Consider the following 14,487-nt stretch of genomic DNA (forward strand, 5'->3'; position numbering starts at 1 on the left):
GTGGGAACCGCAAACCGCGACCGTTAGCATTGATAAACCTAGCGAATTTTCTCGCCGGTGGTTTGAGTTTGTAGCAGTCTTTTGTATTTGTGCTAGCCCACGCAGCGCCTAGCGGAAAAGGATAGTCACAATGATCCACATCCATCAAACCACTACTTGGCTCTCAATCGCAGCCGGATTGTTGTCGGCGGTGCTTTGGTTCGTTGCTGCGCTGGTGCGCGTCCCCACTGATAAGCTAGGAAGTGGCTTCGGTGCTTTGGTTGGCATGGAAGACGTAGCTTACGGTTTCAAACGGCAAACGTTTTGGAACGCTTGCGCAGCGGGTACGGCTGGGCTCGCCACTCTGTTTCAGGCGATCACTACGCTGACCGCTCCCTAGGGGAGACGGGCGGGGACACTACCACGCACTGCTACACCAACAATCGTTTAGTCCGCCCTGATCGCAGAAGGGGGTACACTGATCCGCCCATTCGCGAACTTCACAGCATCAATATCGATAGCTTCGGCAAGGCCCGCCCTTTCCAACCTCTGCCTAAGGAGCATTTTAGCCAACCGGTTGAGAAGCGAGGCTAGGCCAATCTTAGGCCGCTCCAGAGCATTCATGATGCCGTGATAGACGCCGAACAATCCAAGTAGGACGCCAAACACAATCGACAGCGGAGAGGATTTAGTCAGCCAGCCGGTAAAATAGTTGAGTATCCCTGCACCAGCGAACAGCAGGATGATGCCCGTTCCGACTAGATCAAATATCCGCACCGTTCCGGTAGTCCACGCTGCGATGGCGTGCACACTAGTTTCCCGTGACGTTCTAAGCGATTTGGCTGCATCGCGCGCCGAATCTCGCTCCGAAGCAATTGTGGCGGCATTGGCACGTAGACGCTCTGCTTCAGCGGCACTTTCTTCTTCAAGTCTGAGATGCTCTGCCTTTTGAGCAGCCTCAAGTCTGAGATGCTCGGCCTTCTGAGCGGCGTCAAGTCTGAGATGCTCGGCCGTCTGAGCCGCCAGTTGCTCGTCAAAAGCTTTCTTCTCCTCAGCTATGGTCGCTTGGCGCATCGCCTCTAAAAGCTCCGCCGCATTGTCAGCCGTGACCACCTTTTCGTTGTTGAGCGTTTGGTCCGCCAAGCGCCGAAGGCTACGGTGATCGCTGATAAGAAGCTCGAATTCCTCCATTTTATCAGGTGTGAATTCCTTTAGTCGCTCGGCAACCGCGTCCCGCACCTCGCTCCGTACGCGCAGCACGCGTTCGCAGGCGGCCAGCAATTGCCCCCGAGGTATGCGTTCGGCAACACCGAGTCCTGTTCTTAGCCAAGCAACCGTTGCCAGTTCACGCTGATGAATGACTGCGTTTTCCTGAGTTTCGTACAGAAGTCGACTTGCAAGACAATATTGGCGCGAGTGCTGCACGAACCGCGGATTACGCGTGACAAAAATGTAGCCACATTGAAAAATATCTCCGCTGTGTCTGCCCGACCTAAGACGCATCGTGAGCGCAAGGCTCTCCGCATCGTGCTCTCTCGGCACAACATCATGAAGCCAATTGATCGAAGCAAAGAAGTCTTCGTATTGCGCGTCCGTGAAGTATTTGTGCGTATTCGGTCGTTGCTTTAGGTCAATTGGCAGAACGGTGATACCGGCACGCTCCAGCGCCCGTTGAGGGTCATTCGCTACAGCCTGGACGTACTCAGGCATCACCTCGCGCTTAAGAATTGCCTCAAGGGATCAGCGCTCAGTCGTTGCGGTGTCTTGTCGTTGTAGAACAGCGCGCCTTGGCCGACCTGCCTCACCATCTCAATGAAACCTTGAGCCAACAGGTGCTCATGGATAGGCACGGTGCGGGGCTTCGCTGTCTTTATCGTGCCTGCCTCGGGCGTGAGCTTCATCACGTAGAAGCCTTTGCGCTCCTCCACGTCGATGCCACGCAACTGCGTGATTTCGCCCGGACGTGCTCCCGAGTAGGCACACAACCACGGCACCCAACGACGTGTCCGCTCAGTGGGCGTGCTGGGCTTCTGTATGGCTAAACTCGCTAGAAGAATGGTGCTGGCTTCCACATCAGTGAAGCTGCGGCCCTCCTCGCGGGTCTGCACCTTTCGAGGAACGTCTACCCGCACTTCCTTGAAAGGGTTTTGCCCGATGCGTTTATGCTCGCGAGCCCAACCGAATACGCGCCGAGAAGACGATAGCCACACCTCGCGGACAGTGATCGCCTGACGCTCCTCGGTGATAAGGCCGTGCACCCACTTACGGGCAGCGTCCTCCGTGATCCCGTCCGCTCCCACGTCAGCAAACTCGCGCTGCATTTCAAGGAAAACGGCACGCCATCGGCTTACAGTCTTGTCCGCTGGCTTCGTCGCAAGAACGAAGGCTTCGAAAAGGTCCCAGCAACTCATGCCTGCCGCACGCGAAGGTCCGTCCGTGAAAGACGGGAACGTGTCTGGCGTCTCGTCGCGGGAGTAATCGCCGGTCGCGCGCTTCTCTAGCGTTGATACAGCGGCCAAGAGATTGTCACTGACGGCATCCACGAACAACGCATAGGCGGTCAGGTCCAGCGCCTTCCCCTCGCTCGCCAAGAAGGTCGCTACGCGCGCCAACTCGGCAATCTGCGGTCTCACCGCCTCGCGCACGTCCGGTTCTCTTGCCCACTCCCACCGAGAATCGGCTTTGGTGTCCTCTTCGTAATCGTCGGGTGCCTCAGGGCGGATCACGTTCCAAAGGATGTGGTCGCTGAACTCGCGCCAATACTTTGGCTTACCGGGGACCGCCTCGTGTTGCTTTACGAACCAGTTGTACCAGCGGCCCGCGAGACCAATTGCGTTGACCTTCGTGAGCGGCTGGCCCTCGCCGTTCCGTTGGGCTCGCAGCGTGGCGATGCGGGTTTCTATTTCTGCCAGCCATTCGCTGTACTGGGTCTTAGCGAAGGCAGAGGGCACGCCAGCAGGTATGCGAAGCTGCGCCTCCCAGCGCACTACGTACAAGCGCGCATAGTCGTCGCGAACGTCGGCAGGGATACCTTTGCGAGCGACAAAACCGCCTCCCTTGACTGCAACTAACCCGACCATCCGCAATGCCATTTGTAGCGCCTTTTGTATTTTAGGCGGCGCAAATAGGTCAGGTCTATCAATAAGATGCTGGGAATGCGGAGTTATCCGCAACGGTGGTACAGTTGGGTGGGCTCGAACCACCGACCTCCTGTTCCACAGACAGGCGCTCTAACCAACTGAGCTACAACTGCATCCTTGCGAGCCGCACCTTGGGCGCCCTGAGAGGGCCGGTCACCGAGGGGGGGCTGGACGGGGCGGAAACTAGGTGCAACGGCCGTTTTTGGCAAGGCCGCAAAACCCGATAATCGGGCCTCGAACAACGTTATTTCCAAAGCAAAACCCGGGCTTCGCGGCCCGGGTTTCCTAATCAATTCAGGCCCAATCCGCTCAGGCGGCGGGGTAGAGCTTGGAGGCAGAGGCCTTGATCGGCTCGGCAGTGGCGCTGGCGACGCGCTGGGTGATCTCGGCCAGCTCCTTGGCCTGGGCCTGGAACGTCTCGAGCTGCTTTTTGGCGTGGCCGGTCCAGAGCTGGAAGGCGTCGGTCGGCGACTTCACGCCGAGCAGCTCCTGGGTGAAGTCCAGATGGGCCGTGGTGTTGGCCTTGGCGAATTCCATCAGCTTGGCGGTGTACTCGTTCGCGCCCTTCGAGGCGTTGGCGAACACGGCCTCGATGGTGCCGTTGTGGGTTTCGGCGGCGTCCTTGAACTTGGCGTAGTTCTCGCGGGCCTGCGAAACGCCCTTTTCGGCGAACGCGCGCACCTGCTCGGGGACCTCGAACGGAATGATCGAGGCAGAAAACGGATCAGTCGCACCTGTCATGGTTGTCCCTCACGATAAAGAAAAATGGAGTGAGCCTTCTGGCGCGCCCGCCGACCCAACCGGGGCCATTTCTTCTTGCGAACTGGCGGGTACGAAAGACTGGAAAACGCAGAACAAACGAGATGGCTCGTCCAGCGCCCAGCAGTATCGCTGCCTAACATGTCAACATTGTGCAGCGCAACGCGATCCGGGGGCGCGTGCGGAAATTTAATCCCGGGGAGAGTGAGGTTCCCGGGGTGGGGAACCGGGGGTTGAGGCATTTTGCCGCCCGATGGATTTCCGGGCTCGCGACTTCGTCGCGCCCCGGAATGACAGAGCGGGCTAATGCTTCGGCTTGGTCGCATCCATCGCCGCGCGGCTGACGATCTGGCCTATTTCGCTGGCCTGCTCGGCCAGGGCCTTCATCTGGGCCTGGACGTATTCGCTGTGCAGCCGCATCACCTCGGCGACATCCTTGGCGTGGACCAGCGACTGGGCGTAATTGAGCGAGGCGTGCACATTGGTCTCGGCGAAGGCGATCGCCCTGGCGCCGATGTCCTTGGCGCCGGCGCGCATGGAGGCGCCGCGCTCCTCGATCGAGCCGGCGGCGGCCTCGGCGTTGGCGAGCAGTTTCTCGAAGGCGTCGCGGGCCTGCTTAAGACTGGATTCCGCCACGTTGCGCATCTCCGGCGGAAGGTCGATAGGCTCATGGGACTGATCGGTCATGGCTGCGGCTCCTGTCATGTTGTGCCGGTTTTGCCGAATCCTGCGGATGCAACGACGCGGCGGCTTGCGGGTTCAGCCACATTAAGGTTATCGCGGCTTTAGGACGCGCCCGTTAAGCTCGGGCCGTGGACCTGCCCGCCGCCGCGGGCGATACTAACCCTTTCTTAAGGCTGTCATTCCCGGCAGTCCCTGACGTGACGCCAACAAGCGAGACTTAAAGCCGGTCGGATGACGAGTTCGGATTTCCAGTTGCGCGGCGTCGGCGATCCCAGGCTGTCCGTGCATGCGACCTCTCCGCTGCCGGCCTGGCTGTGGTCGCCCGACGGCAGCCGCGTGCTGTGGGCCAATGCCGTCGGGGCAAAATTCTTCGGCGCGGCGAACGCGGCTATCCTCGCGGCAAAGACGTTCGGGCCGGCCGACGTCCATCGCCGCCAGATCACCCGCCTCGCCCGCCAGCTGCCGGCGAGCGGCGCCATCAGGCTCGAACGGCTGCGCGGCTTCGGCGCCCGGCTCGGCACGCTGATGACCTGCGCCTGCGCGCGGCTTGTCTTTGCCGATGGCGGCGAAGGCGTGCTTGTCACCGCGATGGATGCGGGCGCGCGCACCATGTCGCTGGTCGAGCGGCTGCATCGGCTCGTCGACGGTGCGGCCGTGCCGATGGCAGCGTTCGCGCCCGATGGCATGTTCGCCGGCGCCAGCGAAGCCGCCCGCCCCCTGCTCGGCTTTCGCGATCTCGGCGAAGCCGGCCTCGAGCAGGCGCGCAGCGATGCGCTGGCGCAAGGCCGCGTCGAGCTGCCGATCGGGATCGGCAAGATGGTGCTGCAACGGGTCGGCACTGGCGCCGATGTCGGACTCGTCGCGCTGATCGAGCCGGCGATCGTGCAGGCTGCGCCGGTGGCCGAGAGCGCGCCTGATCCTGCGCCGCAGGCCATCGAGACGCCACCAGCGAACGAGCCCGCCGCGGGAATCGACCTGTTCGACGCCTTTGCCGATCTGGACGAAACGCCTGAGACGGCCGAGACGCTCACGCCCGAGCCGCCCGCGCGCGAAGCGGCGCCGGAAACACCGGTTGAAAACCCGCCCGCAGCCATCGTGCCGCCGCAAGCCGCGCCGATCACGGGCACCATGGTCGAGCCGCCTGGACATGCGGAGACACCGCGCCAGCATCCGCTGCGTTTCCTGTGGCAGATGGATGCGGAGGGGCGCTTTGTGCTGGCGTCGAGCGAGTTCATCCACCTGATCGGCCCGCACACTGCGGCCGGCTTCGGCCGGCCCTGGCGCGAGATCGCCGAAGCGTTTGCGCTCGATCCGGACGGGCGCGTGGCGCAGGCGCTTGCGAGCCACGACACCTGGGCCGGCATCACCGTGAACTGGCCGGCCGATGGCGGCGAGCATCTGCCGGTCGAGCTCGCAGGCCTGCCGGTCTACGACCGCGAGCGCAATTTTGCCGGCTTCAAGGGTTTTGGCGTCTGCCGCGATCTCGACGGTCTCAACCGGCTCGATGCGCTCCGGCGTTACGAGCTGTTGTCAGAGCAGACTGTGCCGCAGAGCCTCTGCGCCGATATGGTCGAGCCTGATCCCGAGGAGGGGGCGCCGCCTCCGCCGATCGAGCCGCCTCCGCCACCACCTGAACCTGAACCTGAACCGCCCGTACTCATCACCGAAGCGAATTCACAGCAAACCGATCTGGAAACATCCGTGGAAACGCCTCCCAATGTCGTACCGTTCCGTCCGCCCGGCGACGCCAGATCACAGGGTGATCAGAGATCGCCGACGCTGACGCCGGTCGAGAACAGCGCGTTCAACGAGCTCGCGCGACAATTATCCGAGCGACTCGAACGCGAGCGCGAGACGATTGCATCCGTCGCGGCCGAGCCGCCGGCGGAAGAGACCACGCAGGAAGCACCGACGCCGGAGCCTGAGGCGCCGGCGGCCGCGGCCGAATGGCTGACCGCGCCCGCACCGCCCGCGCGCGGCGACAGCACGCGCGACCGCGCGCTGCTCGATCTGGTGCCGACGGGCATGCTGATCTATCGGCTCGATCGCCTGCTCTACGCCAACCCTGCGTTCCTCACGCGGATGGGCTATGCCAGCCTGACCGCGCTGGAGGATGCCGGCGGGCTGGATGCGCTCTATGTCGAGCCCGGCGTCTCCGCTGCCAGCAGCACGTCGCAGGCCGGCACGCCGGTGACGATCAGTGCTGCGATCGCCAATGGCGAGCAGCCACTGGCGACCACGGAAGCGCATCTGCACACGATCGACTGGGACGGCGCCAGCGCGCATGCGCTGATCTGCGCGCTGCCCAATCCTGCACCTGTCGTGGCCACGCCTGTTTTCGCAGCGCCCGCGATGGCCGAGCCGGTGGTGGTGATCCCCGACCTGCCGGAGTCTGAGGCCGACTTGGAATCCGAGCTAGAGGCCGGCGATGCCGAGGCCGAAGATCTCGCCGCGATCCTCGACACCACGGCCGAGGGCATCGTGATGTTCGATGCCGAAGGCAACATCCACGCCTGCAACCGCAGCGCCGAAGCGCTGTTCGGCTATGACGGCGAAGCGCTGATGCAGCAGAATTTGCTGACGCTGTTCGCGCCCGAGAGCCAGCAGATCGTCGTCGACTATCTCGAAAGCATCAGGAGCGAGGACATCGCGAGCCTGCTCGACCACGGCCGCGAGGTCCTGGGCCGCGAGAAGAAGGGCGGCGTGCTTCCGCTCGCCATGATCATGGGCCGCACGCGGCCCGACGGCCCGAATTTCTTTGCCGTGTTCCGCGACCTCTCGCAAAGCAAGAAGGGCGAGAGCGAGCTGACGCAGGCGCGACGCCTGGTCGACGGCGCAGCCAACGCCAAGGCCGACATGCTGGCGCGGATCAGCCACGAGATCCGCACGCCGCTCAACGCCATCATCGGCTTTGCCGAGGTGATGATCTCCGAACGTTTCGGTGCGCTCGGCAACGAGCGCTATGGCGAATATATGAAGGACATCCGCGCCTCCGGCGAGCGCGTGATCACCATCATCGACGATTTGCTGGAGCTGTCGCGGATCGAGACCGGCAAGCTCGATCTCAGTTTCACGAACCTCAACCTCAACGACCTCGTGGAAGCCTGTGTCACCGTGATGCAGCCGCAGGCCAACCGCGAACGCATCATCATCCGCACCTCGCTCGCGCATGCGCTGCCCCAGGTGACGGCGGACGCGCGCGCGCTGCGTCAGGTCACGATGAACTTGATCTCGAACTCGATCCGGCTTGCCAGCGCCGGCGGCCAGGTCATCGTCTCGACCGCATTGAACGATCGCGGCGAGATCGCGCTGCGGATCCGCGACACCGGCCATGGGCTGACCGAGACGGAAGTCGCAGCCGCGATGGAGCCGTTCCGCACCCCGCCACCGGGCGACGCCGCGGACAATTCCGCGCTGAGCCTGTCGCTGACCAAGGCGCTGGTCGAGGCCAACCGCGCCCAGTTCAACATCAAGAGCGCGTCGAATTCCGGCACGCTGATCGAAGTGGCGTTCGCGCCGGTGGTGGCACGGGCGTGAGGTTCACGTCATGCCCGGGCATGACGGCGCGGAAGCTTCAAGCCGCGCGCACGGTATCCAGGAACTTGCCGACCTCTAACTTCAGCCGGTTGCTGTCGCCCGACAGCGACCTGGCCGCGGAGAGCACCTGGGTCGATGCCGAGCCGGTCTCGACCGCGCCCTGCCGCACATTGCTGATGTTGGCGCTGACCTGCGTGGTGCCGGCCGCCGCACTCTGGACGTTGCGCGATATCTCGCTGGTCGCGGCGCCCTGCTCCTCGACGGCGGCCGCAATGGTGGACGAGATCTCGGACAGGCGCTCGATCGTGCCGCCGATGGTCCTGATCGCGCCGACGGACTCGTTGGTCGCGCCCTGAATGCTCGCGATCTGCTGACCGATCTCGCCGGTAGCCTTCGCCGTCTGCTCAGCCAGCGCCTTCACCTCGGAGGCCACGACGGCGAAGCCGCGCCCGGCTTCGCCCGCACGCGCCGCCTCGATGGTGGCATTGAGCGCCAGAAGGTTGGTCTGGCCCGCGATCGCGTTGATGAGCTCGACCACATCGCCGATGCGCGCGGCGGCCTTTGACAATTCGCCGACGCGATCATTGGTGTGCCCGGCCTGGCTGACGGCCTCTCCGGCGATGCGCGCGGAGGCCTGCACCTGGCGGCTGATCTCGGTGACGGAGGCGGTCAGCTCCTCGGCGGCGGACGCCACCGACTGCACGTTGGTCGCGGCCTCCTCCGACGCAGCTTCGACCAGCGTGGCAAGCTCGGTCGAACGGCTCGCGGTCGTCGTCAACGACGTCGCCGACGCCTCGAGCTCGGTGGCAGCGGACGACACCGTCTCGACGATCTCGCCGATCGCACCCTCGAAATCGTCGGCCATCCTGATCATGTCGGCGCGTCGGCGCTCGGCCGCGAGCTTGTCCTGCCTGATCTTTTCTTCCGCCTCCTCGCGCGCCTTCTGCTCGGCGTTGATCTTGAACGTTTCGACGGCTTGCGCGATCTCGCCGATCTCGTCGGGGCGGCCGAGGCCGGGCAGCACGATCGCGAAATTGCCCTTGGCCAGCTCGATCATGGCCGCCCGCATCGCGGCAAGCGGCTTTGCGACCGAGCGGCCAATGAAGATGCCGAGCCCAAGCACGCCGGACGCGATCAGAGCGATCGCCACGGCGATCCAGAACTGGATGCCGTCCCGCTCGGCAACGTTGCGCCGGTCGGCTTCGGCGCGGATGCTGTCGACCGATTTCGAGACCTGCTCGATGACAGGTTCGACCGTCGAGAACGCCTCCGACATCGCCTTCAATTCCGTCGCGAGCTTCAGCGCGGTCTCGATCCAGGCGGAGAAGTCGCGCTGATAGTCGGCGAGCCTCGCGCGCAGCTCGGCCTTCGCGTCGTCGGGAACTGCGGCGGCGTCGACGCCGGCCAGAAATTCCGACGCGCGCTTCTTCATCTCGTCGCCGTATTTGGCATTACGACGCAGCATGAAATCCTTCTCGTGCCGGCGCATCATCAGCATGATCACCTTGAGCGCGGAATTCTGCAGTTGGTCGACCTTGCTCTCGATCTCGTGGACGGAGGTCCGCAGGCGGCCTTCGAGGCCCGAATTCTCGTCAAGCCCGAGACGCTCCCGCTCCGCGACCACCGTGGCGAAACGGATCTGATAGATCTTCAGCGCTTCGTTCATCGCATCGATCTTTTGCGCGAGCTCTGGCTTGCCGAGCGCCGCGATCCTGCCGCGGAGCTTTTCGATATCGCGTGCGACCTGGCGCGAGATCTCGAGCTGACGCTGCGCCCTCGCCGGGTCACTGCGCAGCAGAAAATCCTTTTCGGCGCGGCGGCCTTCGAGCAGCTCGACCGCAATATTGTTGTTGAGCTCGAAGACCGTGCGCGCGTTCTCGGCGGCGTCGCGCGACAGGCCCATCGCCCGCTCGCCGTAGAGATGAATGCCGCCGATGAGGACGACACCGACGACGCCGATGACGCCGATCGCAGTGATCTTGTGGGTGAGGCGAAGAGCGAGAAGCCGCATCTTGGTACCAAGCTAGAGTGACCGATGCGGTTGATGAAACCCTGATGCGTAGAAACTTCCGTTAATTTGCGGGCACGTGGAACTACGTGTTTTTGTCATAAAGCTCGCCGTCAGGATGTGTTGACCGTACCCCACGATACCGCTGATGGCGGCTTCTGCACTGTGACGTGCACAAGCCGGTTTATGACCACCGCGGCGCTCATCGCGAATCAAGGGTTCGCGGACGGCAGCACCGAGAACTCTTCGCCGCTCATTTTCCGAGCATCTGGGCGTCTTGCTACCCTGAAGACTACCCCTGAAGAGGACTTGCAGCGTCGACTCGGCTGAGCAACATTCGCGCAATTTCAGAATAGCCATTTTATGAGGGCATCATGCCTGACATATTGGAAGTGCTGTTGTGGTGCGCAGCATTGGCGACATGGCTGATGCTTCTCTTCGCAATCGTCGGCGAGATTCTCAAACCGCTCTCAAAGAGCATCCGCCGACTGGTCGCGCAAGCTTTCAAGCTCTACGTGAAGTGATTGCCGGCCACAATACTCGATCGAAGCTGAACCGGCCCGCGCCAGTGACGAAGATCAACATGGCCCCGCCCATGATCGAGATATTCTTCAAGAAATTATTGTACTGATTGATCTGCTGCCCACCGGCGGGATATTCCCAGTAGCGATGTGCAATCGCGGTTGCCATCAGCACGAAGACAAACATCAGAACTGCGCAATAGCGCGTACGGATGCCCAATATCAAGCCTGCGGATATGACGACTTCCAGCGTGATATTCACGATCGTGAACAGCTCAGGCGCTGGAAGATTCAGCGATCGAAAATAGCCCACCGAGCCGCTGAAGTCGGCTATTGCTCCGTACGCGCTTCCAACGAACACCCATGCCAGCAGAATACGGCCAATCAGGAGCAGTGCGCCAGCTCCGGCTGTCGCGACCCCATCGGCTGTCAGAAAATCCGAATCAGCTTTCATCGGTAGATCCCCCGAGCGTCTTGTGCAACGCCGGCTGGAAACATTTAGTACCGAGAGCACACAATAGCATGAACGGGCGGACACATGAAGCGCCCGTGCCGGCTGTTTGGCACGGCGGCAAAGCACGTCGAGCTACATACGAAAAAGGCACGGCGCTTGCGGCGCCGTGCCTTTCACATTCAGATGGCCTTGATCAGCTGTAGATCTCGAACAGGCCGGCGCCGCCCTGGCCGCCGCCGATGCACATGGTCACGACGCCCCACTTGGCCTTGCGGCGGGCGCCTTCCTGCAGCAGGTGGCCGGTGAGACGGGCGCCGGTCATGCCGAAGGGATGGCCGATCGCGATCGAGCCGCCGTTGACGTTGTACTTCTCGGGGTCGATGCCGAGCTTGTCGCGCGAATAGAGGCACTGGCTGGCGAAGGCCTCGTTGAGCTCCCACAGATCGATGTCGTCGATCTTCAGGCCATGACGCTTCAACAGCTTCGGCACGGCGAAGATCGGCCCGATGCCCATCTCGTCGGGCTCGCAGCCTGCCGCAGCCCAGGCGACGAAACGGCCGAGCGGCTTGAGGCCGCGCTTCTCGGCGTCCTTGGCTTCCATCAGCACCACCGCGGCGGCGCCGTCGGAGAGCTGGCTGGCATTGCCGGCGGTGACGAACTTGCCCGGGCCCTTCACCGGCTCGAGTTTTGCCAATCCTTCCAGCGTGGTCTCAGGACGATTGCATTCGTCGCGGTCCACCACGTAGTCGACAATGCTCTCGGCCTTGGTCGCCTTGTCCACCACCTTCATCTTCGTTTTCATCGGGACGATTTCGTCCTTGAACTTGTTGGCCTGCTGGGCTGCGGCCATGCGGCGCTGCGACTCCAGCGAATATTCGTCCTGGTATTCGCGGCTGAGCTTGTAGCGCTCGGCGACGATGTCGGCGGTGTCGATCATCGCCATGAAGATGTCAGGCGCGGTGTTGAGCAGCTCGGGATCGACCCATTCCTTCGGCGAGCCGCCGCCCGGAATCGAGATGCTCTCGACGCCGCCGGCGACGATGCAATCGGCACCGTCGGAGCGGATCGAGTTGGCGGCCATCGCGATGGTCTGAAGCCCTGAGGAGCAGAAGCGGTTCACCGACACGCCGCCGGTCGACTTCGGCAAGCCTGCGAGCAGCGCGGCCTGCCGGCCGATGTTCGGCGCGCCATGGGCGCAATTGCCGAGATAGCAATCCTCGACATAGTCCTTGTCGACGCCGGCACGGTCGACCGCGTGGTGGATGGCGTGGGCCGCGAGCGACATCGGCGGCGTGATGTTGAACCCGCCACGGCCGGACTTGGCCAGGCCCGTGCGCGCGTAGGAAACGATGACGGCTTCACGCATTGTTTTCTCCCTTTTCGAACGATTGGTACGGAGCGTGCTGGCGCCATTGGTACACAAAGTTTGGAGGGTGCGGGAGAAATAAAAACGCCGCCTCCGATGATTGAGGCGGCGTTGTTCCGCGGGTCGGAATATCAATGTGAGCGTCGCTCTATCCGCTCGTCATACCCGGGCTTGTCCCGGGGATCCACGTTCTTCGGACCGCGCGGCAAGGCGTGGATGGCCGGGACATAGGCGAGCGGAAGCGACGCCGTCCTTCGGACGGCTATGCCCGGCCATGACGCAAGAGGCGAAAGCTCGATCAGAACGTCAGCGCCTTGACCTGCTTGACCTGCGGCAGCGCTTGCACCTTGGCGAGCACATCCGCCGGCACCGCGCCGTCGACCTCGACCAGCGCGATGGCATCGCTGCCCTGGGCGACGCGGCCGAGATGGAAGGTCGCGATGTTGATCTTGGCGTCGCCGAGCAGGCCGGCGAAGTGGCCGATGAAGCCCGGCTTGTCCTCGTTGGTGACGTAGATCATCGACTTGCCGAACTCGGCGTCGACGCGGATGCCCTTGATGTCGACGAGGCGCGGCTTGCCGTCGTGATAGACGGTGCCCGAGACCGACCGCTCCTGGCGCTCGGTGGTGACCGTGACGGTGATCAGGCTCTCATAGTCGCTCTGGGCGGCGCGGACGATCTCGTCCACCACCATGCCGCGCTCCTTGGCGACCACCGGCGCGGACACCACATTGACCTCGCCCAGCATCGGCCGCAGCAGGCCCGACAGCACCGCCGAGGTGATCGCCTTAATCTTCATCTCGGCGACGTGGCCCTCATAGGTGATCTCGACCTTGAGGATGCCGCTTTCGGTGAGCTGGCCGGCGAACGAGCCGAGCTTCTCGGCGAGCGCGATGAACGGCTTCAGCTTCGGCGCTTCTTCCGCGGTGATCGAGGGGAAGTTCACCGCGTTCGAGATCGCGCCGGTGAGCAGATAATCCGACATCTGCTCGGCGACCTGCAGCGCGACGTTTTCCTGCGCTTCCGTGGTGGAGGCGCCGAGATGCGGCGTGCAGATCACGTTGGGATGGCCGAACAGCACGTTCGTCGTCGCGGGCTCCTCGACGAAGACGTCGAAGGCAGCGCCGGCAATGTGCTTGGCGTTGAGCGCATCGACCACCGCCTGCTCGTCGACGAGACCGCCGCGGGCGCAGTTGATCAGGCGCACGCCCTTCTTCATCTTGGCGACCGCGGCCGCATCGATGATGTTCCGGGTCTTCTCGGTCAACGGCGTATGCAGCGTGATGAAGTCGGCGCGCTTGAGCAGGTCATCCAGATCGACCTTCTCGACGCCGATGTCCTTGGCGCGCTCCGGCGACAGGAAGGGGTCGAACGCGACCACCTTCATGCGCAGCCCGAGCGCGCGGTCGGCGACGATCGAGCCGATGTTGCCGCAGCCGACGATGCCGAGCACCTTGCCGGTGATCTCGACGCCCATGAAGCGGTTCTTCTCCCACTTGCCGGCCTGGGTCGAGGCGTCGGCCTGCGGGATCTCACGGGCGAGCGCCAGCATCAGCGTGATGGCGTGCTCGGCGGTCGTGATCGAATTGCCGAACGGCGTGTTCATCACGATGATGCCCTTGGCGGTCGCAGCCGGAATCTCGACATTGTCGACGCCGATGCCGGCGCGGCCGATCACCTTGAGGTTGGTGGCCTTCTCCAGGATCTTGGCGGTCGCCTTGGTCGCGGAGCGGATCGCGAGGCCATCGTAATTGCCGATGATCTCGGCGAGCTTGTCCTTGTCCTTGCCGAGGTTGGGCTGGAAGTCGACCTCGACGCCGCGGTCTTTGAAGATCTGCACGGCAGCAGGCGAGAGCGCGTCGGAAATGAGAACTTTGGGTTTGGTCATGGGGATGTGTCCTTCGCCGTCCCTAAGGGGGATCGGCCCGAGGGCCGAAATGGGTAATTGCGCGGAAGCTCTTTGCTCTCCCTCTCCCCGTTCTTACGGGGAGAGGGTTGGGGTGAGGGGCAGCCACGGGCGAGGTGCTCGTGGAGAGAGC

11 protein-coding genes and 1 tRNA gene are annotated in these 14,487 nt (G+C 63.2%); 3 read left to right on the plus strand and 9 right to left on the minus strand.

The window, feature by feature from the left end; all coding sequences use genetic code 11:
- Window positions 1-130: 130 nt before the first annotated feature.
- Entirely contained in the window at window positions 131-379 is a 249-nt protein-coding gene (locus tag ABID59_RS02820; protein WP_354082374.1) for a hypothetical protein, read from the plus strand.
- 47 nt (window positions 380-426) lie between these two features.
- Here the strand turns inward: ABID59_RS02820 and ABID59_RS02825 are convergent, their stop codons facing one another.
- The 5 genes from ABID59_RS02825 to ABID59_RS02845 all read right to left on the minus strand — a co-directional run bounded on the left by ABID59_RS02825 (window position 427) and on the right by ABID59_RS02845 (window position 4,565).
- Window positions 427-1,689, minus strand: a complete 1,263-nt coding sequence (locus ABID59_RS02825) for a hypothetical protein (protein WP_354082375.1) — start codon at window positions 1,687-1,689, stop codon at window positions 427-429.
- Complete coding sequence (locus ABID59_RS02830; protein ID WP_354082376.1) at window positions 1,689-3,071, minus strand: site-specific integrase; 1,383 nt, start codon at window positions 3,069-3,071, stop codon at window positions 1,689-1,691. Before ABID59_RS02830 ends, ABID59_RS02825 begins: the two co-directional genes overlap by 1 nt.
- Window positions 3,072-3,155: 84 nt before the next feature.
- Window positions 3,156-3,232, minus strand: a tRNA-His gene (locus tag ABID59_RS02835).
- 196 nt (window positions 3,233-3,428) lie between these two features.
- Window positions 3,429-3,860, minus strand: a complete 432-nt coding sequence (locus ABID59_RS02840; protein ID WP_148751179.1) for a phasin — start codon at window positions 3,858-3,860, stop codon at window positions 3,429-3,431.
- Window positions 3,861-4,181: 321 nt separating this feature from the next.
- The gene (locus tag ABID59_RS02845; protein ID WP_354082377.1) at window positions 4,182-4,565 is read right to left on the minus strand and encodes a phasin family protein; all 384 of its coding nucleotides are present in this window, start codon (window positions 4,563-4,565) and stop codon (window positions 4,182-4,184) included.
- A 228-nt stretch (window positions 4,566-4,793) separates the two neighbouring features.
- Here ABID59_RS02845 and ABID59_RS02850 point away from each other — a divergent pair, with 228 nt between their 5' ends.
- Window positions 4,794-8,099: a PAS domain-containing sensor histidine kinase gene (locus tag ABID59_RS02850; protein WP_354082378.1), complete on the plus strand. Its 3,306-nt coding sequence runs from the start codon at window positions 4,794-4,796 to the stop codon at window positions 8,097-8,099.
- Between the two features lie 37 nt (window positions 8,100-8,136).
- Here the strand turns inward: ABID59_RS02850 and ABID59_RS02855 are convergent, their stop codons facing one another.
- Window positions 8,137-10,110 (minus strand): methyl-accepting chemotaxis protein, encoded by a 1,974-nt coding sequence (locus ABID59_RS02855; protein WP_354082379.1) that lies wholly within the window; start codon window positions 10,108-10,110, stop codon window positions 8,137-8,139.
- A gap of 371 nt (window positions 10,111-10,481) precedes the next feature.
- Between ABID59_RS02855 and ABID59_RS02860 the strand changes: the two genes are divergently transcribed.
- The gene (locus tag ABID59_RS02860) at window positions 10,482-10,631 is read left to right on the plus strand and encodes a hypothetical protein (RefSeq protein ID WP_187434832.1); all 150 of its coding nucleotides are present in this window, start codon (window positions 10,482-10,484) and stop codon (window positions 10,629-10,631) included.
- Here ABID59_RS02860 and ABID59_RS02865 read toward each other — a convergent pair.
- The 3 genes from ABID59_RS02865 to serA all read right to left on the minus strand — a co-directional run bounded on the left by ABID59_RS02865 (window position 10,612) and on the right by serA (window position 14,336).
- The gene (locus tag ABID59_RS02865) at window positions 10,612-11,082 is read right to left on the minus strand and encodes a DoxX family protein (RefSeq protein ID WP_354082380.1); all 471 of its coding nucleotides are present in this window, start codon (window positions 11,080-11,082) and stop codon (window positions 10,612-10,614) included. The two genes, ABID59_RS02860 and ABID59_RS02865, sit on opposite strands and share 20 nt — an antisense overlap.
- A gap of 193 nt (window positions 11,083-11,275) precedes the next feature.
- A complete protein-coding gene (locus ABID59_RS02870; RefSeq protein WP_354082381.1) occupies window positions 11,276-12,448 on the minus strand; it encodes a thiolase family protein in 1,173 nt (390 codons plus the stop codon).
- Window positions 12,449-12,746: 298 nt separating this feature from the next.
- Window positions 12,747-14,336 carry a phosphoglycerate dehydrogenase gene (gene serA, locus ABID59_RS02875; RefSeq protein ID WP_148751173.1) on the minus strand — a complete coding sequence of 530 codons (1,590 nt, stop codon included), beginning with the start codon at window positions 14,334-14,336 and terminating at the stop codon, window positions 12,747-12,749.
- Window positions 14,337-14,487: the final 151 nt, after the last annotated feature.

The sequence above is a fragment of the Bradyrhizobium sp. S3.3.6 genome (genome assembly GCF_040546905.1).
Classification (GTDB): Bacteria; Pseudomonadota; Alphaproteobacteria; order Rhizobiales; family Xanthobacteraceae; genus Bradyrhizobium; species Bradyrhizobium cytisi.